Annotated in this window: 19 protein-coding genes, 1 tRNA gene and 1 pseudogene; 7 read left to right on the forward strand and 14 right to left on the reverse strand. The window is 51.8% G+C overall.

All coding sequences use genetic code 11. The features are described 5' to 3' along the window. Window positions 1-627 (reverse strand): multifunctional acyl-CoA thioesterase I/protease I/lysophospholipase L1, encoded by a 627-nt coding sequence (gene tesA / locus K5Y33_RS01125; RefSeq protein WP_176971305.1) that lies wholly within the window; start codon window positions 625-627, stop codon window positions 1-3. Between tesA and ybbA the strand changes: the two genes are divergently transcribed. The 3 genes from ybbA to K5Y33_RS01140 all read left to right on the forward strand — a co-directional run bounded on the left by ybbA (window position 595) and on the right by K5Y33_RS01140 (window position 4,521). Further along, a complete protein-coding gene (gene ybbA / locus K5Y33_RS01130; RefSeq protein WP_217547357.1) occupies window positions 595-1,281 on the forward strand; it encodes a putative ABC transporter ATP-binding protein YbbA in 687 nt (228 codons plus the stop codon). The two genes, tesA and ybbA, sit on opposite strands and share 33 nt — an antisense overlap. Beyond that, entirely contained in the window at window positions 1,278-3,695 is a 2,418-nt protein-coding gene (gene ybbP, locus K5Y33_RS01135; protein WP_222233099.1) for a putative ABC transporter permease subunit YbbP, read from the forward strand. The genes ybbA and ybbP overlap by 4 nt, the downstream gene beginning before the upstream one ends. An 82-nt stretch (window positions 3,696-3,777) precedes the next feature. After that, window positions 3,778-4,521, forward strand: a complete 744-nt coding sequence (locus tag K5Y33_RS01140; RefSeq protein ID WP_101762377.1) for a class I SAM-dependent methyltransferase — start codon at window positions 3,778-3,780, stop codon at window positions 4,519-4,521. A gap of 123 nt (window positions 4,522-4,644) precedes the next feature. Here K5Y33_RS01140 and purK read toward each other — a convergent pair whose 3' ends face one another. The 4 genes from purK to ppiB form a co-directional block, all read right to left on the reverse strand. Further along, complete coding sequence (gene purK, locus K5Y33_RS01145; protein ID WP_222233100.1) at window positions 4,645-5,709, reverse strand: 5-(carboxyamino)imidazole ribonucleotide synthase; 1,065 nt, start codon at window positions 5,707-5,709, stop codon at window positions 4,645-4,647. Continuing rightward, complete coding sequence (purE, locus tag K5Y33_RS01150) at window positions 5,706-6,215, reverse strand: 5-(carboxyamino)imidazole ribonucleotide mutase (RefSeq protein ID WP_110865667.1); 510 nt, start codon at window positions 6,213-6,215, stop codon at window positions 5,706-5,708. The genes purK and purE overlap by 4 nt, the downstream gene beginning before the upstream one ends. A 131-nt stretch (window positions 6,216-6,346) precedes the next feature. Further along, window positions 6,347-7,063 carry a UDP-2,3-diacylglucosamine diphosphatase gene (locus K5Y33_RS01155; protein ID WP_222233101.1) on the reverse strand — a complete coding sequence of 239 codons (717 nt, stop codon included), beginning with the start codon at window positions 7,061-7,063 and terminating at the stop codon, window positions 6,347-6,349. After that, on the reverse strand, window positions 7,063-7,557 hold the full coding sequence (ppiB, locus tag K5Y33_RS01160) for a peptidylprolyl isomerase B (protein WP_008103818.1): 495 nt from the start codon (window positions 7,555-7,557) through the stop codon (window positions 7,063-7,065). Before ppiB ends, K5Y33_RS01155 begins: the two co-directional genes overlap by 1 nt. A 218-nt stretch (window positions 7,558-7,775) precedes the next feature. Here ppiB and cysS point away from each other — a divergent pair, with 218 nt between their 5' ends. Both cysS and K5Y33_RS01170 read left to right on the forward strand, forming a co-directional pair. Continuing rightward, window positions 7,776-9,161: a cysteine--tRNA ligase gene (gene cysS / locus K5Y33_RS01165; RefSeq protein ID WP_222233102.1), complete on the forward strand. Its 1,386-nt coding sequence runs from the start codon at window positions 7,776-7,778 to the stop codon at window positions 9,159-9,161. Window positions 9,162-9,194: 33 nt separating this feature from the next. Further along, complete coding sequence (locus K5Y33_RS01170; protein ID WP_222233836.1) at window positions 9,195-10,301, forward strand: AAA family ATPase; 1,107 nt, start codon at window positions 9,195-9,197, stop codon at window positions 10,299-10,301. Between the two features lie 25 nt (window positions 10,302-10,326). Here the strand turns inward: K5Y33_RS01170 and ybcJ are convergent, their stop codons facing one another. Further along, window positions 10,327-10,539, reverse strand: a complete 213-nt coding sequence (ybcJ, locus tag K5Y33_RS01175; RefSeq protein WP_007890771.1) for a ribosome-associated protein YbcJ — start codon at window positions 10,537-10,539, stop codon at window positions 10,327-10,329. Continuing rightward, window positions 10,539-11,405 carry a bifunctional methylenetetrahydrofolate dehydrogenase/methenyltetrahydrofolate cyclohydrolase FolD gene (gene folD / locus K5Y33_RS01180; RefSeq protein ID WP_036648219.1) on the reverse strand — a complete coding sequence of 289 codons (867 nt, stop codon included), beginning with the start codon at window positions 11,403-11,405 and terminating at the stop codon, window positions 10,539-10,541. Before folD ends, ybcJ begins: the two co-directional genes overlap by 1 nt. 175 nt (window positions 11,406-11,580) lie before the next feature. Between folD and K5Y33_RS01185 the strand changes: the two genes are divergently transcribed. Then, entirely contained in the window at window positions 11,581-12,084 is a 504-nt protein-coding gene (locus K5Y33_RS01185; protein ID WP_222233103.1) for a DUF1198 family protein, read from the forward strand. Between the two features lie 95 nt (window positions 12,085-12,179). Beyond that, window positions 12,180-12,256: transfer RNA gene (locus K5Y33_RS01190), tRNA-Arg, on the forward strand. Window positions 12,257-12,273: 17 nt separating this feature from the next. Here K5Y33_RS01190 and K5Y33_RS23620 read toward each other — a convergent pair. The 7 genes and pseudogenes from K5Y33_RS23620 to pglX all read right to left on the reverse strand — a co-directional run. Further along, window positions 12,274-12,444: pseudogene (locus K5Y33_RS23620) on the reverse strand (integrase); the annotation flags it as partial. 293 nt (window positions 12,445-12,737) lie between these two features. After that, entirely contained in the window at window positions 12,738-14,087 is a 1,350-nt protein-coding gene (locus K5Y33_RS01195; RefSeq protein ID WP_222233104.1) for a phospholipase D-like domain-containing protein, read from the reverse strand. Window positions 14,088-14,209: 122 nt separating this feature from the next. Further along, window positions 14,210-16,285 (reverse strand): protease Lon-related BREX system protein BrxL, encoded by a 2,076-nt coding sequence (brxL, locus tag K5Y33_RS01200; protein ID WP_222233105.1) that lies wholly within the window; start codon window positions 16,283-16,285, stop codon window positions 14,210-14,212. Window positions 16,286-16,295: 10 nt separating this feature from the next. Next, the gene (pglZ, locus tag K5Y33_RS01205; RefSeq protein WP_222233106.1) at window positions 16,296-18,893 is read right to left on the reverse strand and encodes a BREX-1 system phosphatase PglZ type A; all 2,598 of its coding nucleotides are present in this window, start codon (window positions 18,891-18,893) and stop codon (window positions 16,296-16,298) included. A 275-nt stretch (window positions 18,894-19,168) separates the two neighbouring features. Continuing rightward, window positions 19,169-19,729: a DUF4435 domain-containing protein gene (locus K5Y33_RS01210; protein ID WP_222233107.1), complete on the reverse strand. Its 561-nt coding sequence runs from the start codon at window positions 19,727-19,729 to the stop codon at window positions 19,169-19,171. Beyond that, complete coding sequence (locus K5Y33_RS01215) at window positions 19,726-20,769, reverse strand: ATP-binding protein (RefSeq protein WP_222233108.1); 1,044 nt, start codon at window positions 20,767-20,769, stop codon at window positions 19,726-19,728. Before K5Y33_RS01215 ends, K5Y33_RS01210 begins: the two co-directional genes overlap by 4 nt. Beyond that, window positions 20,769-24,386 carry a BREX-1 system adenine-specific DNA-methyltransferase PglX gene (gene pglX / locus K5Y33_RS01220; protein ID WP_222233109.1) on the reverse strand — a complete coding sequence of 1,206 codons (3,618 nt, stop codon included), beginning with the start codon at window positions 24,384-24,386 and terminating at the stop codon, window positions 20,769-20,771. The genes K5Y33_RS01215 and pglX overlap by 1 nt, the downstream gene beginning before the upstream one ends. Window positions 24,387-24,432 lie beyond the last annotated feature (46 nt).

Below are 24,432 nucleotides of genomic sequence, written 5' to 3' on the forward strand. Positions count from 1 at the left end.
TTAATCATGCTTTACTAGCGGAGCCAGTTCGGTCGCCATCAGGTTGGCGATAAACGGCTGAGCATCCGGATTGGGGTGAATTCCATCCTGCTGCATCCACTCCGGCTTCAGGTAGACCTGCTCCATAAAGAAGGGCACCAGAGGAATGTCGTACTGCTGTGCCAGGCGCGGATAGATCGCGCTAAACGCTTCCGTATAACGACGTCCATAATTAGCCGGCAGACGAATCTGCATCAGCAGCGGCTGCGCTTTAGCGGCTTTCACTTCGTCGATCACTTTGGTCAGGTCCGCGGCGATATTCTGCGGCGGGAAACCACGCAGGCCATCGTTACCGCCCAATTCGATTAACACCCAGCGGGGTTGATGCTGTTTTAATAGGCCCGGTAAACGCGCCAGCCCTTGTCCTGCGGTATCTCCGCTGATGCTGGCGTTGACCACTTTGGGCTGCTGTTGCCACTCTTTATTTAGCAGGCTGGGCCAGGCCGCCGTGGCTGACATGCGATACCCGGCGCTCAGGCTGTCGCCCAACACCAGTAAGGTATCGGCGGCGGCGAGTCGGGACACCAGCAGAAGCAATAACAACAGGAAGGGATAATGCCAGCGGAAAACATTGTTGCAGTTCATCATCTTACTAAGTCCGTCGGTCAGGGAGAGCATCAGCTGACCATCCTTACCGGAGTTGAGCTGGTTGTCAAACCAGCTGAGACCCTCGCCCTGATTGGCGAGTCCGGCTCGGGCAAATCCACGCTGCTGGGCATTCTGGCCGGGCTGGACGACGGCAGCAGCGGCGAAGTGCATCTGCTTGGCCAGCCGCTGCACAGCATGAATGAAGAGCAGCGAGCGGCGCTGCGTGCGCGCGAAGTGGGCTTTGTGTTTCAATCCTTTATGCTGGTGCCGACACTGAATGCGCTGGAAAACGTGCAGTTGCCGGCGCTGCTGCGTGGCGACAGCGATCGCGAAAGTCGCCGCCAGGCGGTGGAACTGCTGACGGTGCTGGGCTTGAAAGATCGTCTTCACCACCTGCCGGCGCAACTTTCGGGCGGCGAGCAGCAGCGTGTGGCGCTGGCGCGTGCCTTTAGCGGCCGTCCCGGTTTGCTGTTTGCCGATGAACCCACCGGCAACCTCGACCGTAAAACCGGCGATCGTATCGCCGATCTGCTGTTCTCCCTCAACCGCGATTTTGCCACCACGCTGATTCTGGTGACGCACGATGAACAACTGGCGGCGCGCTGCGACCGTCGCTTACGGCTGCGCGACGGCAAGTTGTGGGAGGAGTCATGATTTGGCGCTGGTTCTGGCGCGAGTGGCGTTCGCCCTCGCTGCTGATTGTCTGGCTGGCGCTCACGCTTGCGGTGGCCTGCGTGCTGGCGCTGGGTTCGATCAGCGATCGCATGGAAAAAGGCTTAAGCCAGCAGAGCCGCGACTTTATGGCGGGCGATCGCACGCTGCGCACTACCGCGCCCGCGCCGGAAGCGTGGCTTAACAAAGCGCGTGACGAAGGGCTGTCGGTCAGCAGCCAGCTGCACTTTATGACCATGACTTTCGCGCAAGAGACGCCGCAGCTGGCGGACGTGAAGGCGGTGGATAACGCCTATCCGATGTTCGGCACGCTGCAAACCGACCCGCCGGGCTTACGTCCACAAGCGGGCACGGTGTTGGCCGCGCCGCGTTTGCTGGCGCTGCTGAATCTGAAAGTGGGCGACAGCGTGGATGTCGGCGACACCACGCTGCGCATTGCCGGGGAAGTGATTCAGGAGCCGGATGGCGGCTTCAATCCGTTCCAGACCGCGCCACGTCTGCTAATGAATCTGGCCGACGTGGAGAAAACCGGTGCGGTGCAGCCGGGCAGTCGTCTGAGCTGGCGCTATAAATTCTCCGGCGATCCGGCACCCCTGGCGCGCTATGACAGCTGGATCGCGCCGCAGCTAAAAGCCGATCAGCGCTGGATCAGCGTGGAGAATTCGGAAGATGCGCTGGGCCGCTCAATGCAGCGTGCGCAGCAGTTTTTACTGCTTTCCGCCTTGCTGACGCTGATGCTGGCGATTGCTGCGGTGACGGTGGCGATGAGTCATTACTGCCGCAGCCGCTACGATTTGGTGGCAGTGCTGAAAACGCTGGGCGCAACGCGCAAGGCGCTGCAGCGGCTGATTATCGGTCAATGGTTGGCGGTGCTGTTGCTGGCGGCGATTGTCGGGAGCGCCCTGGGGCAGGGCATTGAAGTGATTCTGCTGCTGATGCTGAAACCGGTGCTGCCGGGCGCGCTGCCTGCGGCGAGTTTCTGGCCGTGGCTGTGGGCGATCGGCGCGATGTTTGTGATTTCGCTGCTGGTGGGTTTGCGTCCGTATCGTTTGCTGATGGCGACGCAACCGCTGCGCGTACTGCGGCGGGATGCGGTGGCGAACGTCTGGCCGCTGCGATTCTATCTGCCGGCAATGGCGCTGGTGGTGATTGGCTTGCTGGCGCTGCTAATGGGCGGCAGCAAAATGCTGTGGGTGCTGCTGGCGGGCGTGGTGATGCTGGCGCTGCTGCTGGCGTTACTCGGCTGGGGCACCTTGCTGCTGCTGCGTCGGCTGGTGGTGCGCAATCTGGCGCTGCGCCTGGCGATCAACCGTCTGCTGCGTCAACCGGCGATGACACTCAGCCAGCTGGCGGCGTTTTCGCTGTCATTTATGCTGCTGGCGCTGCTGCTGGTGATGCGCGGCGATCTGCTGGATCGCTGGCAACAGCAACTGCCGCCGGACAGTCCGAACTATTTCCTGCTGAACATCACCCAAGAGCAGGTGCCGCAGGTACGCGACTTCCTGGCCGGACATCAGCTCAAGCCGGAAACCTTCTACCCGATTGTGCGTGCACGTCTCACCGAGCTAAACGGCAAAGAGGCTGATCCCCAGCTGGATAACGCGCTGAATCGCGAACTCAATCTGACGTGGCAAGCGGAGCGTCCGGATCACAATCCGTTGATATCCGGCAACTGGCCGCCGCAGGCCGGTGAAGTGTCAATGGAGGTGGAGCTGGCGGATCGTCTGGGCGTGAAGCTCGGCGATACCTTAACCTTCAGCGGCGATACCCAGCAGTTCAGCGCCAAAATCACCAGCTTACGCAAGGTGGATTGGGAGAGTCTGCGGCCGAACTTCTTCTTTATCTTCCCACCGGGCGCGCTCGATCAACAGCCACAAACCTGGCTGACCAGCTTCCGTATGGAGAGCAATCCGGCGCTGCTGGCGCAGCTTAATCGTGCATTCCCGACGCTGAGCCTGCTGGATATCGGCAGCATGATGCGCCAGATCGGTCAGGTGCTGACGCAGGTGAGCCAGGCGCTGGAAGTGATGGTGGTGCTGGTAACGGTGTGCGGCTTGCTGCTGTTGCTGGCGCAGATCCAGGTTGGCATGCGTCAGCGTCGGCAGGAGCTGGTGGTCTATCGCACGTTGGGTGCCAGTAAACGCCTGCTGCGCGGCACCTTATGGTGTGAGTTTGCGCTGCTTGGCGTGGTGTCGGGGATTGCGGCGGCGCTGGGCGCGGAAGCGGCGCTGTGGGGCTTGCAGCGCAAGATCTTCGATTTCCCGTGGCAGCCAGACTGGACGTTGTGGATCGCCTTGCCGATCGGCGGTGCGCTGCTGCTCTCGCTGTGCGGTGCCTGGTTGGGGATTCGGCTGTTAAAACAGAAGGCGCTGTTCAGAAGCTTCAGTGCCGGATAAGCAAAACGATTTGTCTTAAATTTAAGTTCTGGTCTGCGTGAGTCGACTCATGAAAGCAGACCAGACTTATTTAAGGCTAAACATGTCATCTCCACTTATCGTCAAATCCGTTGTTGAAATCGGCTGCTGTAAAGTCTGCCAGGGCGAGGCCACGCTGTATGGTGTGACCGATTTCAATACCATCTGTCATTCGGAAAATGCCAGTCGTTACACTTATCCGCTCACCGGCGTGGCGATTTATTATCATCAATGCCAGACCTGTGGTTTGGTGTATACCCACGCATGCGATGACTGGACGCCAGCGGATTATGCACAGCATATGTATAACGAGGCTTACGGGCAGTTTGATCCTAACTATGAGATCAATCGACCGATGAGAAATCGCGATCTGATTTTGACGTTATTCAAAAAATATCACGGCAAAAAAATGCTGGATTACGGTGGAGGCACCGGCACGCTGGCGCGCTTAATGCAGGAAGTGGGCATTGATATGGTGGCGTGGGATCCGTTTGTGCCCGGCGATTATCCAGAACTGAATTCTTATGAATTTATGACCAGTTTTGAGGTGTTTGAGCATACGCCGGATCCGCATAAAACGCTGGCAGAAGTGTCAGGTTTTTTGAAAAAAGGCGGAGTGTTTTTCTTCAGCACCGCGACCACTGACGAAGTGAGTCATTTGGGGATGACTGACTGGTATATTGCGCCGCGCACCGGTCATATTACGATTCATTCGGAAGCGTCGCTGAATGCATTGTTCAGTGCGCATGGGTTCCAGATTACGCATCTGAATCGCTGGAGCCATGTGGCGATGAAGATGGTGGGGTAAGGGGAGTTCTGAGCGGGCTGATGCCCTCACCCCGGCCCTCTCCCAGAGGGAGAGGGAGATGTTGGCGCGATCGGTTCCCTCTCCCAATGGGAGAGGGCTAGGGTGAGGGGAAAAACAGCTGAACTACAGCTTCTCAACCGCCCACGCAATCCCGCTTGCATACGCTTCCGGCAGCAGCGGCACCAGCGCATTCAAGGCTGACGCCAGACGCGCGTGATCGCTATCGGTGAGATTAAGATGCCCAACCTTGCGGCCTTCACGCACCTCTTTGTCGTACCAATGCAGATGCACCAGCGGCTGCTGCAGCCACGCCAGATTCACCTCAGTACCAATCAGATTCACCATCACCGACGGCGCAAACACCACCGGCTTTGGCAGCGCCAGGCCCAAAACCGCGCGCAGATGCAGTTCGAACTGGCTGATTGACGCGCCATTCTGCGTCCAGTGGCCGCTGTTGTGCACGCGCGGTGCCAGCTCGTTGATCAGTAAACCTTCTGGCGTAATGAAACACTCCATCGCCATCACGCCGACGTAGTTCAGCTCATGCATGATGGCGCTGAGCATCGCTTCCGCCTGCTGTTGTTGTGCGGTATCAGCCTGCGGGAACGCCACGCTGGTGCGCAGAATGCCATCCTGATGCAGGTTGTGCGTCAGCGGATAAAACACCGTGCTGCCATCGTGCCCACGCGCACCGACCAGCGACACTTCGCCGCTGAAGTTAATGCCTTGCTCAACGATGCATTCGCCGTAGCATTCATCCGGTAGCGCGTCGGTTTCATGGGCGCGCAAACGCCACTGGCCACGGCCGTCATAGCCGCCGGTACGACGCTTTACAATCGCCAGTTCGCCAAGCGAGTTGAACACATTTGGCCACTCGGCTTTATCGGCCAGCAGCTGCCACGGCGCGGTAGCGAGGTTCAGCTGATCCAGCAGCTGTTTTTGCGTCAGGCGATCGGCCAGACGCGGGAAAATATCGCGATTCACAAAGGCCGGATGGCTCGCCAGTTCGCGGGTTAACGCGGTTTCCGGCCAGCGCTCGATCTCAGCGGTGATCACGCTTTCGGCGATCGGCAGCGCAGAAGGTTCTGCATCCAGGCCCACCGGATACACCGCGATGCCGAGCGGTTCACCCGCCTGGCGCAGCATGCGGCCTAACTGACCATTTCCTAATACGCAAACCGGCTTCATACGTCCTCCCGCGGATCCGGGTTGTTCAGCACTTCATCAGTTTGCGTTTGACGCCAGTTAGCGATGCGCGTTGACAGCGCGCTGTCGTGGATCGCCAGAATCTGTGCCGCCAGCAGGGCGGCGTTGGCAGCACCGGCTTTACCAATTGCCAGCGTACCCACCGGAATGCCGCGCGGCATCTGCACGATGGAGTAGAGGCTATCGACGCCGCTCAGCGCCGCACTTTGCACGGGCACGCCCAGCACCGGCACCAGCGTTTTCGCGGCCAGCATGCCCGGCAAATGGGCAGCACCGCCGGCACCGGCGATGATCACCTGAAAACCGTTGTCGGCGGCGGTTTCCGCGAAGCTGAACAGTTTGTCGGGCGTACGGTGAGCTGAGACCACTTCAACGTGGAAGGGAACATCCAGGCTGTTAAGAATTTCCTCGGCGAACTGCATGGTAGCCCAGTCACTTTTGGAACCCATGACAATGGCGATACGGGCCGGGGCGGCGTTGGATGACATGCGGTCAACTCCTGTGAATATGCAAACGAACCTGGCCGGGCGGGCAGGCGAAGAAGGGCACAGAGAATAGCATGAGATGGCAGCAAGGAAAACGGTTGCGTAGGCGGAAAACGGGCATTGATGCCCGGATTTCAGAAGGGGAATTCGATCAGGCTTACGCCGCTGGCATCGAGCTGAATCATCGATCCGTTCTCATGCCAGGCACCCAGCACCGCGCGCTGGGCGTTTTTGCCGTGCAGCGGGAAGGCGTGAATGGCGGGACGATGCGTGTGGCCGTGAATCAGAATCGCCACCTGTTGGCGCGTCATCGCGGCTTCCACCGCGGACTGATTGACGTCCATGATGCTGACTGATTTATGCTGATTCGCCTGCTTGCTGCCATTGCGCATGCGCGCGGCAATGCGCATGCGCAGACGCAGCGGCAACGTGAGGAACAGACGCTGCAACCAGCGCTGATGCACTTTGGCGCGGAAGCGCTGATAGCCTTCATCGTCGGTGCACAAGGTATCGCCGTGCATGATCAACACACGATGTCCGTAGCGATCGAGCACTTTCTCTTCCGGCAGCAGCGCCATGCCGCTGGCACGCGCAAAACGCTGGCCGAGCAGGAAGTCGCGGTTACCGTGAATAAAGAACTTCGGCACTGGCAGCGCCTTGAGCGCCGCAGCGATTTGCTGATGCAGCGGATTAGGATCGTCGTCGCCGATCCAGGCTTCAAACAGATCGCCGAGGATGTAAAGCGCATCGCACGTGCGCGCTTCTCCCTGCAAAAAATGCAGAAAACCGGCAGTAATTGCCGGTTCTTCATGACACAGATGCAGATCTGCGATAAACAGCGTGCGCGACATTACTCGCTAACAGTCACTTTCTGGATGACAACATCTTCAACCGGAACGTCCTGATGCATGCCGCTGCGGCCGGTTTTCACCGCTTTGATTTTCTCAACCACGTCCATGCCTTCAACCACTTCAGCGAACACGCAGTAACCCCAGCCTTGCAGGCTTTCGTCACGGAAATTCAGGAAGTCGTTGTCTGCCACGTTGATAAAGAACTGGGCTGTTGCAGAGTGTGGCGCCTGAGTACGCGCCATCGCCAGGGTGCCTTTGGTGTTTTTCAGGCCGTTGTTCGCTTCGTTGCGGATGTCTGCTTTGGTATCTTTCTGCTTCATGCCAGGCTCAAAACCGCCGCCCTGAATCATGAAACCGTTGATTACGCGATGGAAGATAGTGTTATCGTAAAAACCTTCCGCGCAGTATTCCAGGAAGTTCTTCACGGTAGCCGGCGCTTTGTCATCGAAAGTTTTGATTACGATATCGCCATGGTTCGTCTGGAAAGTGACCATTATTTTCTTCCTGTCAAGGTTGTCGTCAGTATCAACTGCCACGCCTGTAAGGCGGCGGGGCATTTTTGTAGACGCTTCTTATATCACAATTTCCAATAACGCGTCAGTAACCGGACGGCAGTTGGCAACCGAGCGATGCACAAGTCAGAAAAATACGGCACAATAACCGGCTACGCTGCAAGGGCGTATCCCGCAAACGTCACTAACGGAACCATTCAATGTTGAAGATCTATAACACCCTGAGTCGACAGAAAGAGGAATTTAAACCTATCCACGCCGGTGAAATCGGTATGTACGTGTGTGGTATCACGGTTTACGACCTCTGTCATATCGGCCATGGGCGTACATTTGTGGCATTCGACGTGGTGGCGCGTTATCTGCGTTACGTGGGCTATCAGCTGAAGTATGTGCGTAACATCACCGATATCGATGACAAAATCATCAAACGTGCCAATCAAAACGGGGAAAGCATCGAAACGCTGACCAACCGCATGATCGCCGAGATGCACAACGATTTCGCTGCGCTCGGCATTTTGCCGCCGGATCTGGAGCCGCGCGCCACCCGCCATATCGATGAAATCATCGAGCTGGTTGGCAGGCTGATTGAGCGTAAGCACGCGTACGTGGCGGACAACGGCGACGTGATGTTCGATGTGATGAGCGACAAAGAGTACGGCGTGCTGTCGCGTCAGGATCTGGAGCAGCTGCAGGCCGGCGCGCGCGTCGAAGTGGCGGATGTGAAGCGCAATCCGATGGACTTCGTATTGTGGAAGATGTCTAAAGCCGACGAACCGGCGTGGAACTCGCCGTGGGGCAACGGCCGTCCCGGCTGGCACATCGAGTGTTCGGCGATGAACTGCAAACAGCTCGGCACCCATTTCGACATTCACGGCGGCGGTTCGGACCTGATGTTCCCGCACCATGAAAACGAAGTGGCGCAATCCACCTGTGCGCACGATGGCCCGTATGTAAATTACTGGATGCACTCCGGCATGGTGATGGTTGACCGCGAGAAGATGTCGAAATCGCTGGATAACTTCTTCACCGTGCGCGATGTGTTGCAGCACTACGATGCCGAAACCGTGCGTTACTTCCTGATGTCGGGCCACTATCGCAGCCAGCTCAATTACGGCGAAGATAACCTCAATCAGGCGCGTGCGGCGCTCGAGCGCTTGTACACCGCGCTGCGTCATACCGATGCCAGCGCCACGGCGGCGGGTGGCGAAGAGTTTGAAGCGCGTTTCCGTACCGCGATGGATGACGACTTCAACACGCCGGAAGCCTATTCGGTGTTGTTTGATATGGCGCGTGAAGTGAATCGTCTGAAGACCGAAGACAAAGCCTCCGCTGATGCGCTGGCGGCGAAACTGCGCCAGATCGCTAACGTGCTCGGCATTCTGCAGCAGGATCCCGAGCAGTTCCTGCAAAGCGGAGCGCAGGTGAATAACGATGAAGTGGCGGAAATCGAGCATTGGGTGAAAGCCCGTTCCGACGCGCGTGCAGCCAAAGATTGGGCGCAGGCGGATGTGGCGCGCGATAAGCTCAATGAGTTGGGCGTGATCGTTGAGGATGGGCCGCAAGGTTCCAGCTGGCGACGCAAATAACCGGAGAGGGCGAGAAATCGCCCTTTTTTATTGATGGCGATTGAACATATTCATATTCACGGCTTCCGATCGGTGCGCGACCTGACGCTACCGCTGCAACAGCTCAACGTGGTGAGCGGCCCCAACGGCTGCGGCAAATCTAACCTGTATAAAGCGGTGCGATTGCTACACGAAGCGGCGAGCGGACGTTTAGCGCTGGCGCTGGCGGAAGAGGGCGGCATCCAGAAAGCGATGTGGGCGGGCGGATTACGGCGCGGCGATCGTCGCCACGATCCTAAACGTCTGGCGCTCGCGGTGGTGATGGATGATATGGATTATCAGCTTGATATCGGTTTTCCTGAGCCGTTAGCCACCAGCATGTTTAACCTCGATCCGCTGGTGAAAGAGGAGCGTATATGGATGAGCGGCCAGCGTCGGCGTCCTTCCTCCTGCATCCTGCAGCGGCAAAATCAAACCGCTTTCCTGCACAACGTTGAGGGCGAACGCGTTGCTTATCCTGCGGTGCTGCATCCGGAAGAGTCGCTGTTTGGGCAGCTTGGCGAGCCGCACCTTTATCCCGAGCTTTCCCAGGTACGTGAAAGGCTGCGCCAGTGGCGTTTCTATCATGAGTTTGCGGTGTGGCCCGGTTCGCCGATTCGTGCGCCGCAGATTGGCGTGCGCGCGCCGGTACTGAGCCACGATGGCAGCAATTTGGCCGCAGCCTGGGCTACGATTGTTGAACGCGGTCATTCCGAATTACTGCTTGAGGTAATGGCCGAAGCCTTCCCGGACACGGAATTTCACGTTGACGTGCAGAACGGGCGTTTTCAGATGCTGATGTCACGGCGGGGAATTTTGCGTCCGCTGGAGAGCGCCGAGTTCTCGGATGGCACGCTGCGCTTTCTCTGCTTAGTGGTGGCGCTGCTCAGCCCGCGGCCGCCAGCGTTTATGGCGCTGAACGAACCGGAGAACAGTTTGCATGAAGATTTGTTGCCTGCATTAGCACGACTGATCGCCGAAGCCAGCCAGTTTAGCCAACTGTGGATCACCAGCCATTCACCGAAACTGGCGACGCTGATTGCGCAGCATACGGCGGTGAATCATATCGAACTTGAGCAAATTGAAGGGGAAACTCGGGTGGTGGGGGAAGAGCGGATTTAGGCGTCCCGATTGGGACGCCTAAAGGTCAGGCAACAACCGTAATCTTAAAGCCCGCAAACTCGACCTTCTGGCCTTCAACAATCTTGCAGCGCTTACGCGTTTCAACTGCGCCATCGACGCGCACTTCGCCTTCCGCAATCACCGCTTTCGCCTGCGCACCGCTTTGCACCCAACCTTCGAGTTTCAGCAGGTCGCACAAATCTACGTGGGCATGTTTACCGAGAGAAAAACTGGCCATTATGCCTCCTCAATGTCGTGAAATTCTTCACACGCCGTTAGCGTGTTTTGGATCAGTGTCGCGACCGTCATTGGACCGACGCCGCCTGGAACCGGCGTGATGTACGAGGCGCGCTCAGCAGCGGCTTCGAACTCGACATCGCCCACCACTTTGCCGCTGTCGAGACGATTGATACCCACATCAATCACTACCGCGCCCGGCTTGATCCAGTCGCCCGGAATAAAGCCCGGCTTGCCAACCGCCACCACCAGCAGATCGGCGTGCTCAACGTGATGACGCAGATCTTTGGTGAAACGGTGCGTCACGGTGGTGGTACAACCGGCGAGCAGCAGCTCCATGCTCATCGGACGGCCAACGATATTCGATGCGCCAACCACCACGGCGTTCAGGCCGTAAGTATCGATATTGTAGCGCTCCAGCAAAGTGACGATGCCGCGCGGCGTACAAGGGCGCAGCTTGGGCGCGCGCTGGCACAGACGACCGACGTTGTATGGATGGAAACCATCCACATCTTTGTCCGGCACGATGCGCTCCAGCACTTTGACATTATCGATGCCGGCTGGCAGCGGCAGCTGCACCAGAATGCCGTCGATATCGTTGTCGTTGTTGAGCGTATCAATCAGCTCCAGCAGCTCGGCTTCGCTGGTGGTGGCGGGCAGATCGTAGGAGCGGGAGATGAAGCCCACTTCATCACAAGCACGACGTTTGCTGGCGACATAGATCTGCGAAGCCGGGTTTTCACCCACCAGCACAACTGCCAAACCGGGCGCTCGTTTACCGGCCGCCAGACGCTGCTGTACTTTTTCGGCAACCTCAAGGCGCACCTGCTGCGCAATCGTTTTACCGTCAATAATTTTTGCTGCCATCAGAGAGGAAATCCATCTGTAGAGGGTTAGATCGGGGATGGCGCCTATTCTGTCAGAAGCGCGTGCGGCTGTCAGGTAGAGATTCGCCATCAACGCCGCTTTCCCGATTTTTCGCCGTGGCGCCCGCCCGCGTTAGCGCTTATGATGCCGGGCAGTGAATGAGATGGATGACGTGATGATTTGGTTAATTCTCGCCACGCTGGCGGTGGTGTTCGTGGTAGGTTTTCAGCTGCTGACGGCCAGCTCGCGCCATGCGGTGCAGGCGCTCAATAAACGGTTGCAACTGCCGCCGGTGCATATCGAATCGATGCTGTCGCTGATGGGCAAAGAGGCGGCAAAAGAGTTTACCGATTACATCGCGGGCGATAACGACACGCATCTGCATAATGGCGCGGCGGTGCTGCTGATTTGGCAGGTGCTGATTGTTGATGGCAGCGACGAAAATATTCAGCGCTGGCATGGCATTTTGAGCCGGGCGGGGTTTTCAGCGTTGATATCGAGGCAACAGCTGTTGCTGGCGTTGGGGTTCTTGCGCCAGCTGGAGCCAGACAGCCAGGAACTGCATGCGCTGCGCGACCAGTACAATGCGCACTTCACGCAGCAAGGGATTGAGCTGGAAGGCGAAACGGAGCAGGGCGGGAATCTAGTGTCGATGAGCGAATGGCGCAAGCGGCATTAAGGGGTTTTGGTTAATCTGGCAGCACTCCGCTTCTGTTCAAGGGCAAAAACGTTGACGCGCGAGCCGCTGGACGTATAATCCGACCCCATCACTATGCGCCCTTAGCTCAGTTGGATAGAGCACCGGCCTTCTAAGCCGTAGGTCACAGGTTCGAATCCTGTAGGGCGTACCATACAAATCAACGAGTTATCACTCTACTCCCGCTTTCAAATTTTCCCCATGGGACAGATTTGGGGCACGACTGCCAAAAATCGCGTCAATTTGCCTCGTATGCTCCGTTTAATGGTTCGGTGCCAGGTGAGCTTATAGCTGCACCATTTCGATGCTTTCCCTGCCACCCATTTCCTGCAATGACGACACAAGTATGTGACAAATTAATTTTATAGAAACTTTAAGTAAGATTGTAAGTTTCTTCCGGGAGTTAAATAAACGCCGCGAAGTACCTGAATCACAGCATGCTTCAATGGGGAGAATCATTCTGGCTTCAAAGTAATATGCAGAGTGATCTTGGCCGATTAGATAGAGTATGCAATTGTAAAATAACTCTATTTTGTACTGGCTGTTTTCGGCAGGCGTGTTCTGGTGAACTGAGCACGCCTTTGAAGTACTTTATTGAGTAAGAATTATATTTACTGGAGTAGGAGAAATGATGTTCAAATATTCACGTGAACTGGATAGCCCAAGGCCCGCAATGCTTTATTAGTTCTGCCATTTCTGGGAGGTGTATCATCAGGTCTGGCCCAGCCAACAACTTCAGCAATGGAGTTAATACCGTAATGCTGGAATTTATATTCCTCATCTTTACCTGCCTGATAGATCCTTTCCCACATCAAAGAAGGCTTTCCACCGTAGAGCACATAGTTGAGTAATTCGGAAATAGTCATACCTTTTTGATTGTTTTGGCCCATGATCCATTTTGTAAATAAAAGAGCACGCTCTTCCTTATTTAAGAATGTTTTGGCAGAAAGGCCAAATGTGTCAGCACTCATTTTTATTACATGGTCCATCGTTGCATGCGTATAGCCGAATATTTTATGAAGCTTGTCCTCAGTCAACGAGCTAATGCTGTTTTTTGATAAGTGTTTCCGAATATAGGGAGCATAGATCACAAGGTGAATATCCTCATTAGATGGAGGAACTGATTGGCTTTTCCACCAGGATAGCATGCTCATCAATGCAGCTTGTGGGTTTTTACTGTTAGTATGATAAAAATCCTCAAAAGGATAAGTATTATCTTGCTGATGAACTTGCTTATAATAATATGCATGTAAAAACTGATCGGTTTGCCAGAACTTTGGAGTATCTTCTGACACCCATATAGGCCTGTAATCATTAATCTGGCTTGAGATATTCTGAATGATTGAAAGCGTGCCTTCCCATTCCTTATGAAAACTCTCTTTTCTTTTATCTTTAATTTTTTTGTTATCAATAAAGTTTACACCGCCCCATTCAGGTACTTTTCGTTTTTTGATAAGTTCTTGCTCTTTTTTATCTAACTCGAGTTTTGATTTTAATAATTGTCTTTGTTCATTAATAATATCGTCACGGAGATCAACGCAACAGTTAAGAGACGCTAAGTTATCGAAGAATTCCTCAAGTTGCTCAATTAGATTAGAACTGTATAAATCACTCTCAGTGAAGAAGATACCAGCTTCTATGTTTGTATGCCATGCACGATCGGTTAAGTTAGCCGATCCAATGTATGCGCCATAACCCTTCCACCAGATGACTTTACTGTGAAGACGATCCGGAACAAGTTTGCAGAAGATCTTATTTTTTGTATTAGCAAGAAATTTTGCCAGAAGAGAGGGAGATACAGGGACAGTGTGATCATATCGCATCCAGATATCAAGGCGATGATGGTTTTTTAGACAGTGGCCAAGTAGCGCAGTTTTATCATCACCATATGCTATTGCTGCAACGACACCGTCAATTTCGCAATCCGGAGGGGGTAAAAAAGAACTAAAAAACTGTTTGTTCAATCCATTTGCAATTAGTTTCATTATTATCTAACCGTACATCATTCCAGATGAAAAGAGAGATTGGTGAATATAGTTCAAAAAAATAAACAAGAAAAGACTGATAGATTATTTAACTGAGGAGTATGACCCACTCCTCGATATATTCAATTTACTCCCAACGCTTTATACACTGCATCCACCGGATCAGCGTAAAAACTCACCTGAAACTTGGTAAACAACTCAGTTGGTACTGTTGGGATATCCATAGCTGATGCCATCGGCAGCAGTACGCGCTTAGCCCCACTATCGAATGCTACTTGTAGACATGCTGCCAGATCCTGCACTGGTTTAATCACGCCTCCCAGTGTCATGCTACCCAAGACGACCATTTGTTCCTGTACGGGCTTAGCCAGCAGCATAGAGCAAAAGGCAATCAACGATGCAAGGCTGGTGGTTGTACTTGGCCCGGTGTTGTGAAGTTCTACCACATGCAGATGATATTCATGTTCAGAGAATTTTGCTGCTGCACTGATACGGCTCAAGTTGCCTTTGAAATAGTCGAAACCAACTCGAACAGCTTCTTTCGCTGCAGTATTCGATCCCAAGCCTGAAACGGCATGTTTACCATTTCCCGCCATCATTTGGGTTTCAAACCGGTATAGGCCAGTCATCCCTGAGTCTGCCTGAGTAACCAAATGGACTACACCAGGTTTTTGCATCCCCGCAGGAATCAGTTCACTTCCGCCTTGTTCTGGAACACTGACAAAAAACTCTTCCAAGGATTCGTTATCGATATAACTGAAGTTCACATCAAAGAACTCGAGGCCGCCAATTTTTTTGAGCTGTTCTTTCACCCGGCGTCGTACTTCCATCGCATACGTTAGGCATACGCGTACATCTTCTTTAACGTAAGCACCATCAGGATGCATTAATTTCAAAAGACCAGAGACGGTACGACGTACTGCAATCACATCACGCTGGTTAAGGTTGTTGCCCAACTTGAAGAATTTATCAATCGCGTCTGAGAAGCTACGTTTACGCATTTCACGCATGTACTCGGCGAGATAATCAGTGATCAAACCGTAGCGGTTAGTGAAAAATTCCGGGCGCATTTTGGGAATTTCCCAGCCAGGAATATAGGCGTGGAAGCGATCAAAAAATGCAGTATCGATCATTGCATCCGGGAACGGCGCGAGCAAATGGCTAGTTTTCACAAGCGTATCGATGCTCTGATTGATATTGCCGACAAACACCATAGAGGCTTTTCCTTCGATGGAGTCACGTCCGCGAGAGAAAGAGCCGGACGCCATGTAATCCTTCATGATCTGCACACCATCTTTGTCTTTGAAGGTGATCCCTGCTACTTCATCGAATGCCACCACGTCCCACATGCCGACCAAACCAATCTGACGGCTGGCCATATTGTAAAACAGGTTAGCCACGGTGGTTTGCCCACCAGAAACCAGTAATGAATTCGGTGAGCACTCCTTATAGACGTGGCTTTTACCGGTTCCACGCGGTCCGAGTTCGCAGACGTTATAGTTGTTCTCCACAAACGGGATCATGCGTGCAATCAGATGCCATTTAGTGCGCGACTCAATATTAGCAGGCTCCATCCCTACAGAGCGCAGCAGCACGTCAATCCACTGGTCCCGATCAAATTGCTTGCGCGCCTCAAAGACTTCTTCCATATCCATGCTCGGCATCTGAATAGGTTTTAGCGTCATTAGTGAGAACGGAGATGTTTTTTGTCCTTCCTCGTAGAAATAGTTCACGGTGATCATGCACCAGATACCACCCATTAGTAGCTTCTCGTTATCTTTAACCATCTGCGATGGTACCAGGGCATCCTTAATGCCCAAGTTAGATAGCTGAGCCTCGTAAACGTCTTTCTTTTGATTTAGCTTTACGGTGACTTTGTCGATGATTTTGTACGAACCACGTTCACGGATCAGAGATTTTATTTTTTCCGCTTCATCGGGACGAACGTAGTTATCAGAGAGAATGCGTTTAACGGACTGTAAGCCCTGCTCAATTACTTCATCATCATCCGAAGCACAATACATTCCGAGTAAATACTCCAGCACATAGACCGGAACATTCGCCCCTTCTTTAAGTTGTTTAGTCAGGTCTTTACGCACTACGCGACCACGAAAGTGCTGATTCAATAATGAATCCAGGTCCTGAGCCAATGCAGAGGCCATTTCCATGTTATTAGCCGAGTTATCCTGCTGTTGCATAACGCCTCACTTAAAAGAAGTCATCCTGGAAGGCCAGATCGATCGTAATCGGGTAGCGTCCATACTCTGTTGCGCTGTCCGCATTCTCCAGGATCAGAACATATTTGTTTTTACGATTGAATGCAGTGCCCATGAGTTTCATAGTCACATCGCGGGTGCGTTTACCCATATCGTCATTGTCGCTATCGAAGCAAACCGTTTCCGTTCCGGAGACAACCTGATTATTTTCATCAACGATAAAGATATTCAGCGTGCGCGGTTCATTGAGCTCGTCCACCGCCGTCGTCTGGATAAAGCCGATTTTATCAATGCTATTAACCAGTTTTATTACGTGGTCCCGTGCAACAACTGACACTGGTTGGCGCTGTGGTTGTTTCTCGGCTGCTTTTTTCTCTAGCGTGCGAATCTTCAAGACGGGAACACACACTTCCTGCAACATGGCACCGCCATGAACGAAACGCGCACCACCTACAAAGTGGAAACGCTGTACCCCTTTGGGTAAAAGGAATTCACTCTCATCGCTTGCGCCTGCGGTATCTGCCAGTTTGCCGTGCCAGCAAAACTCACTTTCAGGCAGCTGATGCCCAATAATGAATCGCTTATTCGCTTCAATCGCATTTGAGGCTTTACTCTCCAACTTCGTTTTATCTTGCTCCACCAGCGCCTGTTGTTGGAACAGGAACCCATGATCGGCAGTGACAAAAATTCGGCTGGCATTAAATCGGTTACGTAAACGTGAGACCAGATCTTTTAGCTCAGTGATGGTACTTCGGCAGGCCTCAAACGTTTTATCTTCTGTTGCAGCCTTATCACCAATGGCATCAATAGTGTCGTGCCAGATATATACCACTGAGGCGTTGCGGATTTGATCGTTCACTTCCTGGTTGTTGGCGTTCTGCAAGTCCTTCGCTTTAAGCGCAACACCATTTACCTTTGCCAGGATAGCGGCGCGTTTTTCAAAACCGGAGGTAGACATCCCATCGGCATATACTACGCCGGAATTGTCAGGCAGATAACTCAACGACTCATGAGGCAACAATGCCGCCATACCTAGCTGCGTGTAGCTCGGCAATACTCCGGTCTGGGAGCGCAATTCGGCACTGAAATGCTTATCATGATTGATATGTCTGCCCAGCTCTTCCGCCACTTCGTAGCGCAGTGCATCCGAGATCACGACAAATACGCGTTTCACCTGAGAGGTGTCGAACTGACGTTTAACATTATCTTTATAAAAATTATGCTGCAGGGGTATGCCGCTAAAATGCCAGCCCTGCATACGGTTTTCCGCTTCCAGTAGTTTGTTCCAGCCACGACTCAGCTCGGCCAGATACCAGTTGCTGTACAACTCTTCAATGAATTTATCCAGTTCATGCAAGATCATCGCCCCTTTGCTATGCACCGGTGCGGCATATTCATTGAACAAACGATAGGTCTGATCGAAGCGATAAATTTCGTCGCAGTAGGCCGTCCAGAACGCGCCAGTATCAGGGAAATTAAACCCGTCGGTATAACGGTTACGCAAATTCAGCAAACGCTCAGCTTGGCGGATAGCATTCCAGATGGATAGATACACTGGCTGCGTCTGGCTCCAGTATTTCGCACTGCGCTCTGACACCAGTACTTTAAACGCGTCCCTGTCCAGGGTCGTGCTTTCTTCCTGTAGTTGAGTCACCAGGCCACGGATAATCAATTGCTCGATAGCTTCGAAGGTGTCACATTTTGCCAGCGCATACGGCGAGCTGTAGTTGTAATGCTCTTTCGGCTGCAGTGTCTGCTGAAGATCGGCTGCACAATAATCGTATTCTGTTTTATAACGACGATCGTTACGCCACGCCCCCATAAAGGCCAAGGCAGAGGCACGACCTGCGGCAGTAGTCAGCACATTTTTACTTAACCACTCACGATGCGCTTCATCACCCTGCGCCCAGAGATCGGTACAGAACAGTTTCAGCAGCAGGTTTTCCAGCGTCGGCACTTCTGCCTGGTATCCCAGTTCTAGACTAAGGACTTCCCAGAGGACCTTATCCAGCCCCAGCTTTTTCAGCACAGCAAAAGTATTTTCCAGAGCACTATCATCCTGCTGGCTTGCGGCAACGAATTGTTGGATCAGAGCAAACAGGATCTCTTTGGTTTCAAAGGTGCTGGCTCCGGCAACCACTGCCAGCATCTTCTTATCAAGGGATTTTTCTGTTTCGCGTTCTGTAACCCAGCCTTTAAGTAACTGAGTACGTTTGACGGTAAAGAAAGCTTTGCGAAGCTGAACATGTTCACGCAACCCTAGTTGTGGGATGCCCAATGAGTTCAGCGTGATCGAGGCATAGTCAGCGTGGAATTCGGTGCTATAGAGGCGGATATCCAGTAGCCAGTCCTGCTCGCGGGTGGGAACTTCACTGGTAAAATAGAGTAAAAATTTCTGTGTTGGCTCGTCGATTTCGATTCTTTTTTTTGTGGCGAGCACAGAAACGCCGCGCATATCCAGCAGCGAGGCGTCGTCAAGATCCAGCTCAATGAGCGAATCGATGAAGCGTTGTTCCGGGTCGTGCCAGAAGACGATGCGATTGTCGGTAAACTTCTGACGAAGGCCTGATTCCAGTTCTTTAAATTGCATAATTAGTTTTCTTCTGGGTTTAAATCCATGCGTTGCCAGACAAATGCCAGATCTGCTGGGACTGGCATTTCTCGGAATAAATCTTCCACTGAAATAGTACTTTGAATGGCAAACAGCTGCCTAAATGCAGGGGTCACGATTGCCTTAAAAAATTTTTTGCCATGAACTACGGTGCGCAGGTTTTCATCATCAGTCTGCCCCTGAATTGCGGCCAGTTTTTCCTGATATCTCAGCCAGAGTCCTTGAGGCTCAAGATGACTATGCCAACTAGCGCACTATGCCCGAAAACCCTGCTCGTCAACAACCAGCTCAGGGTCGAGAAGGTCGCGGTTGAAACCAAGTAACCGCAGTTCATCCCAGAGTGGGTTAATAATTGCCCACAGAGCGCCAAACTGAACCCAGCGCTCAAGATTCTCAGTAATTGGCGTAGCAATAGACAGGATTGCTGCTTCTCGTTCATCCGGGAGCTTTGCTCTTTGCTTATGTGGCAAGCAATGCCAAAGTTCGCTCGGGACAACAACATAGTTTTCAATGCAGAACCTTGGCAAAACTAACAGATTAGGAAGTTGCTGCTGCCTCTGGCTAAGTTGAGCATTATCCCACTCATCTCTATCAACAATACCCAGCCATGTAGGCTGCGCTGTAAGGATATCTACAACGTTACGTTTACCGCCAACTTCAGCAAGAACCCATTTCGTTTCCCACTGGGGATCAACCTTTTTTAAGAGCTGAGTAAAAATAAGCTCGTCCGTTTTACCTTCAACGATTAACGCTTTTTTTCCTTCGGTGATCTTTGTCTCAAGTATGGTCTTGATATGCCACTCAAACTCCTTCATTTCTCATCACCCTTTTCAACCGAAAGAGGATAACGGAGTCCTAAACTTTCATAGCGTTGCCAAACATCGGTAGCATGAGAAGTCAAAATAAGCTGTCCCTGCATTTTCTGGATAATGTTTTCCAGTGTCGCAAGCAGTGGCGAAACCAAAGAAGGATGAAGATGTAGATCCGGTTCGTCGATTAATACAACACCACCCGGTTGAAGCCAGCGTTGAACCATGAAGAGCATGATCAAAACCTGGTGCTCTCCAGAACTCAGTTCATCCAGCGTATGAGTGTCACCGTTAGCCAGCCTGACCTGCTGGCGCTGCCCAGGATGAATGTCCTCTTCAATCACTTTTCCCGTGAAGAACTGATTCAGGTTTTTCATCATTTCAGGGTATAGATCGGGTAGGGTGGCTTTCATATTGAACAGCGATGCTTCGAGTTGCCCTTTCCAGTCCGAAGTTGGGGTATAGGTTGCCAGCCAGCGCTGGCTAAGATCATCTTGCGCAAGTGAGGAAATGTTCTTTTTAGGCGTGAGCCATCTGCGCGCTTCAGCGTCCAAATAAATAACATTAGGTGACGAGACTTTCTCAGTAGTGATTACCATTTTCTGGTAGTGCTGGCCCCATTGCTGGAACCGAGCATCTTCCAGAGTCCATAACGTCAATTTACGCCCTGCACGGCTTTCACCAATCCACTCAACATCTTTATGGGTTTTAATTAAATTCTCGAACCATTCCTCTGAGCCGAAAAAGAGTCCTAAGCGAGATGGCGTTGTTGGCAATAGATCATCAATAACAATCGCGACACCTTTCCATCGTTCTAACCATTTCCGAGACTCGTGAGATGTTGGTAGAGGTTTGGATTGCTCAAGCCAGAATCCCAGTGCTCCCCAAAGCATCGCGATGGAACGAAGAAGCGTCGATTTACCACAACCGTTCGGACCTGTGAGTAGTACGTTCGATTCAATCTCTCCCGACCAGTCACTCTGGAAACTAATCTCACCGTCGGCCAAAGGACCAACGGCCTGTGTATAAATCGCCGCTATTTTCATTAAATATCCTCAGGTGCGCTGCCAGTAATAGCCTTCACATCTGCCAGCAGATCGCCAAATTTGCCGTAGTTAACCTTAACGCCGTCATCCAGATCAATAGTGATACGTCTATCAGCATAGTGGCGCAAGCGATCGTCGAAGTTACGCAGCTCATTGAATTTTTTGCTCAGTCCATCCAGCTCTTTTTTCAGACGGGTGGTTGCTGCTCCCGATTCGACGCTTTTAAGCTGATCGCTTACCAGATCTATATTGCCTTGGTAGCGTGCCAGCAGTGGGACCACGTACTCGGTACGCATACGCGACAGGGTGGCGTCATTATAACGGTGCAGATAGACCAGACACTCAAACGCTTTCTCTTTACCGGAGCTGAACAACCAGTAAATCGGGCGTTTCTTATACATCTTCATATGATCTTTCCAGAACTGAGTGGAAAGATAGCGGCGGATAGTATCCAGCGAAGATTCGCCTTTTTTCGGCTTGATAGCGTACAAACAGAGGCTTTCGGCAATAAAATCGAGGTTTTCCAGTAGATGCTCCTCACCCCAAACTGTGCGGACGAACTCTTTAACACGTGCGGTGACATCGTCGTCGAACCAGTCAGAATCCATCAGCGGCAGAATGCCGTCTTCGTCGGCAGGGAAGCTTTTGTAGGCACGTTCATCTTGGAGGTAAGAAAAACCTTTATTGCCTTCGTGGGCATAAACCAAACCTTCGCGATCTAAGGAGTAGCGACCTATTTGGCATCCAATAATAAATGATATCAAATCAGATATTATATCAGACTGATGTCTACATTTATTTTCATCATCATTACTCCCGTATTTATATAATAAATTTAAATTTAGCGTGGCGTCATAACTATTCCCTTGCACCTCATCATCTAAATTCAAATCATAATCACTACACATTACCTCTTCAATTTCCTTCTCACCCTGATTATAGATAAGCAATTCATTCTTCGCTATCTCTATATGAGAGCAATATACGTCGCGTATAAGTGAGTTCTTCCCGCTAAGTTTAACAAGAGCATTACTATCAAAGGATGGAGAATTCTCTGAGTTACTCCAATCTTTATTGGCGACGTCAAGGCATTTTTTTATGTTTAATACAACATTAACTTCATCATCATGACTTAGCGTAGGCATTGGCAATGAAAGAACATTGCTTACAGTTGTATTTATTGTTGGGCTAATCGCTGTCAAATAGTATTGACCGACAATCGAATTTAAAAAAGCAAGTGTGACGTAGGTTGTGGTTTCATCTTCACAAAAAATAACGGGTGAACCCGAACTATATTGAAGTTCATTGGGTTTCAACCGGAATGCACACCCTTTAGTTCCAATAAGGGACCAAGTTATTCCTGTTTTATCCCAGAACTTTTGATTTGAAAGCCCACCATGTGAATCATAAACTGCTTTTGCCTCATCGCTCCAGTCAATGACATACTCATCATTTCCGTTGTATTTTCTGGACTCACCACCATTAGCATAACCAATCCATTTTTTTTCGCATAGCGAAACCTCCCAAAAATATCTTACGAACTTATCATTATTATGGGTTTTATTTCTACCTCCGGAAACAAAATAAGCTGACAGTTTCTTTCTTTTGAAATTATCCAACCCCTTTAACCAATAGATAATTGGTGAGCTGGGTATTTTTTTAAAATCACTTTGAAAAACATGATCAAACCTATTATTCTGTTTTAGCAAGGCGTTTTTTTTCTGTAACTCATTACCATTAGTTAAATAGAAAAATGCAGGCTGGTAAAATTTATTGTAGTTGTTACTAATTACCCATGCTGTAGTTTGAACAACTTCGCCTGAGATCTGCCCAAATGCCCGTGCACCTAAATGTGCCATGGTGAAAAATGTTTTATTATCCAAAAGCCAGCCACGAAGCTCTTCATAGCTCGATAAAAACATCCACGACTGCATATTTACTTGCGCATTAAAACCATTTTCTTTGAGCAAAGAAAACGCATGCTGCATAAACATCGCAAACAAATCCGATTTACTGTCCGGGAATTGTTTCTTAGCGAACTCTTTCAGTTCACCGTTCATTCCGTTCCCACCCATATACGGCGGGTTTGCCAACACCGCATCATAACGCTGCGCCAGAATCCAAGCCTGTTGGATATACGGGATCAACTCTGCTGCCGCTTCTTTCTGCGGGATATCACCCTCGACAGCCAGACGATACAGTCCATCCAGGAATGTCTTCAGCGCCGCTTCATCTTCCTGCGGCAACTGAATCAGCGACCCCAGAGTTTTCGCACTGGTGAACAGCGCCAGCGTACGCATCAGTAGGTTGTATTCCGCGCTGTCGGTAATGGCCAGTGCTGGCCCTTCAGGGAACATCTGGCCCGTGGTGCCGCGCTGTACTTGCTGATGGAAATTAAGCTTGTCCCACAGTTCAACGATATCCAGTTTACTTTCCTGCAAGGAAACGATATTCAGGCGCACGCCACGACCAGGGCTAAGAATACGTCGGTCATCCTGACGCGCCAGCATTAACATTGCAAAACCAGAAAGTTGTGCAGCACGGTCGTCGATGTCCAGACCGAAGATGTTATTTTCCAGAATCAGCTGTGGGATATCACGGGTACGATAACCGCGCTCTTCGTAAATCGCCTTCAGCACGTTATAGGCTTCAATCAGGATATGGCCGGAGCCACAGGCCGGATCCAGCACCTTAATACTTTCAGGTTCAATGCTCGATGGGGTAATAGCTGCCAGTTGCGCCTGCACTTCCGGCATTTGCTCCGCTGGCTCAATGTAGTACGGCATTTTGCCTTTCAGGCTCGAGTCCGGGTAGGTTTGCAGCCACTGGCGGCCCACCGAGTTCTGCACCAGGTACTGCACAATCCAGTTTGGCGTAAACAGCTGGGTGGCGGCTGGAATATCTTCGCTCTTTACCACCTTACCGATCACCTCGTCTTTTTTCTCGGAGATGTAGAACTGATATAGCCAGCCGATCACTTCGACCTGTGCCCAGTCCTCTTCAGGAATGGTATCCACCAGCCCACGTAGAATAGAGTCGGTGCGGGTCAGGTTATCCGGCAGCATTAGCTCAATTTCATCATTAACTGCTTCGAACAGGAAAGGCATTGCACCGTGCAACGCATGACACTGGGCACGCAATAGTTCACGATACAGTTCTTCGTCACGATCGCCTGCCAGCTTCATTTCCACCAGGCGCGATTTGTCCAGCCCCAGAGCATCAGCTACTTCCGGCACATGATCCAGAACCTCAAAACCGCCTTCCAGTGTCGGATTTGTATGAGACAGCATACGGAAACCGTGATCCAGATAACCATGCAACTCCATATAACGGATGGCGCAGAAGCGGTTAAACCAGGTGTAAGCGATGTGCTCTACCAGCACTTCATAACCCTGTTTTTCTGCTCGTTTAACCAGGCGTTCACGACGCGTGACTAGAGACTTAGCAAGAGAGAATTGTCCATAACGTACGTTTTCGCCCAGATCAGTGGCTTCAGCAATCAGTAGATTGCCTTTTTTATCCGCACTGATACCCAGCGTGGTCAATTTTTGTATGACCGCATCGCGGAACTGCTTACGTGCCACTGGGGCGTATTTTTTGATGTTTGATGTATTCATGTGAAGTCCTGAATAGGGCAGACAGCGTCTGCCCTGAAAATGGGGG

Origin of the sequence: Pantoea sp. DY-17, assembly GCF_019795975.1 — a bacterium.
Taxonomy (GTDB): Bacteria; Pseudomonadota; Gammaproteobacteria; order Enterobacterales; family Enterobacteriaceae; genus Pantoea; species Pantoea leporis.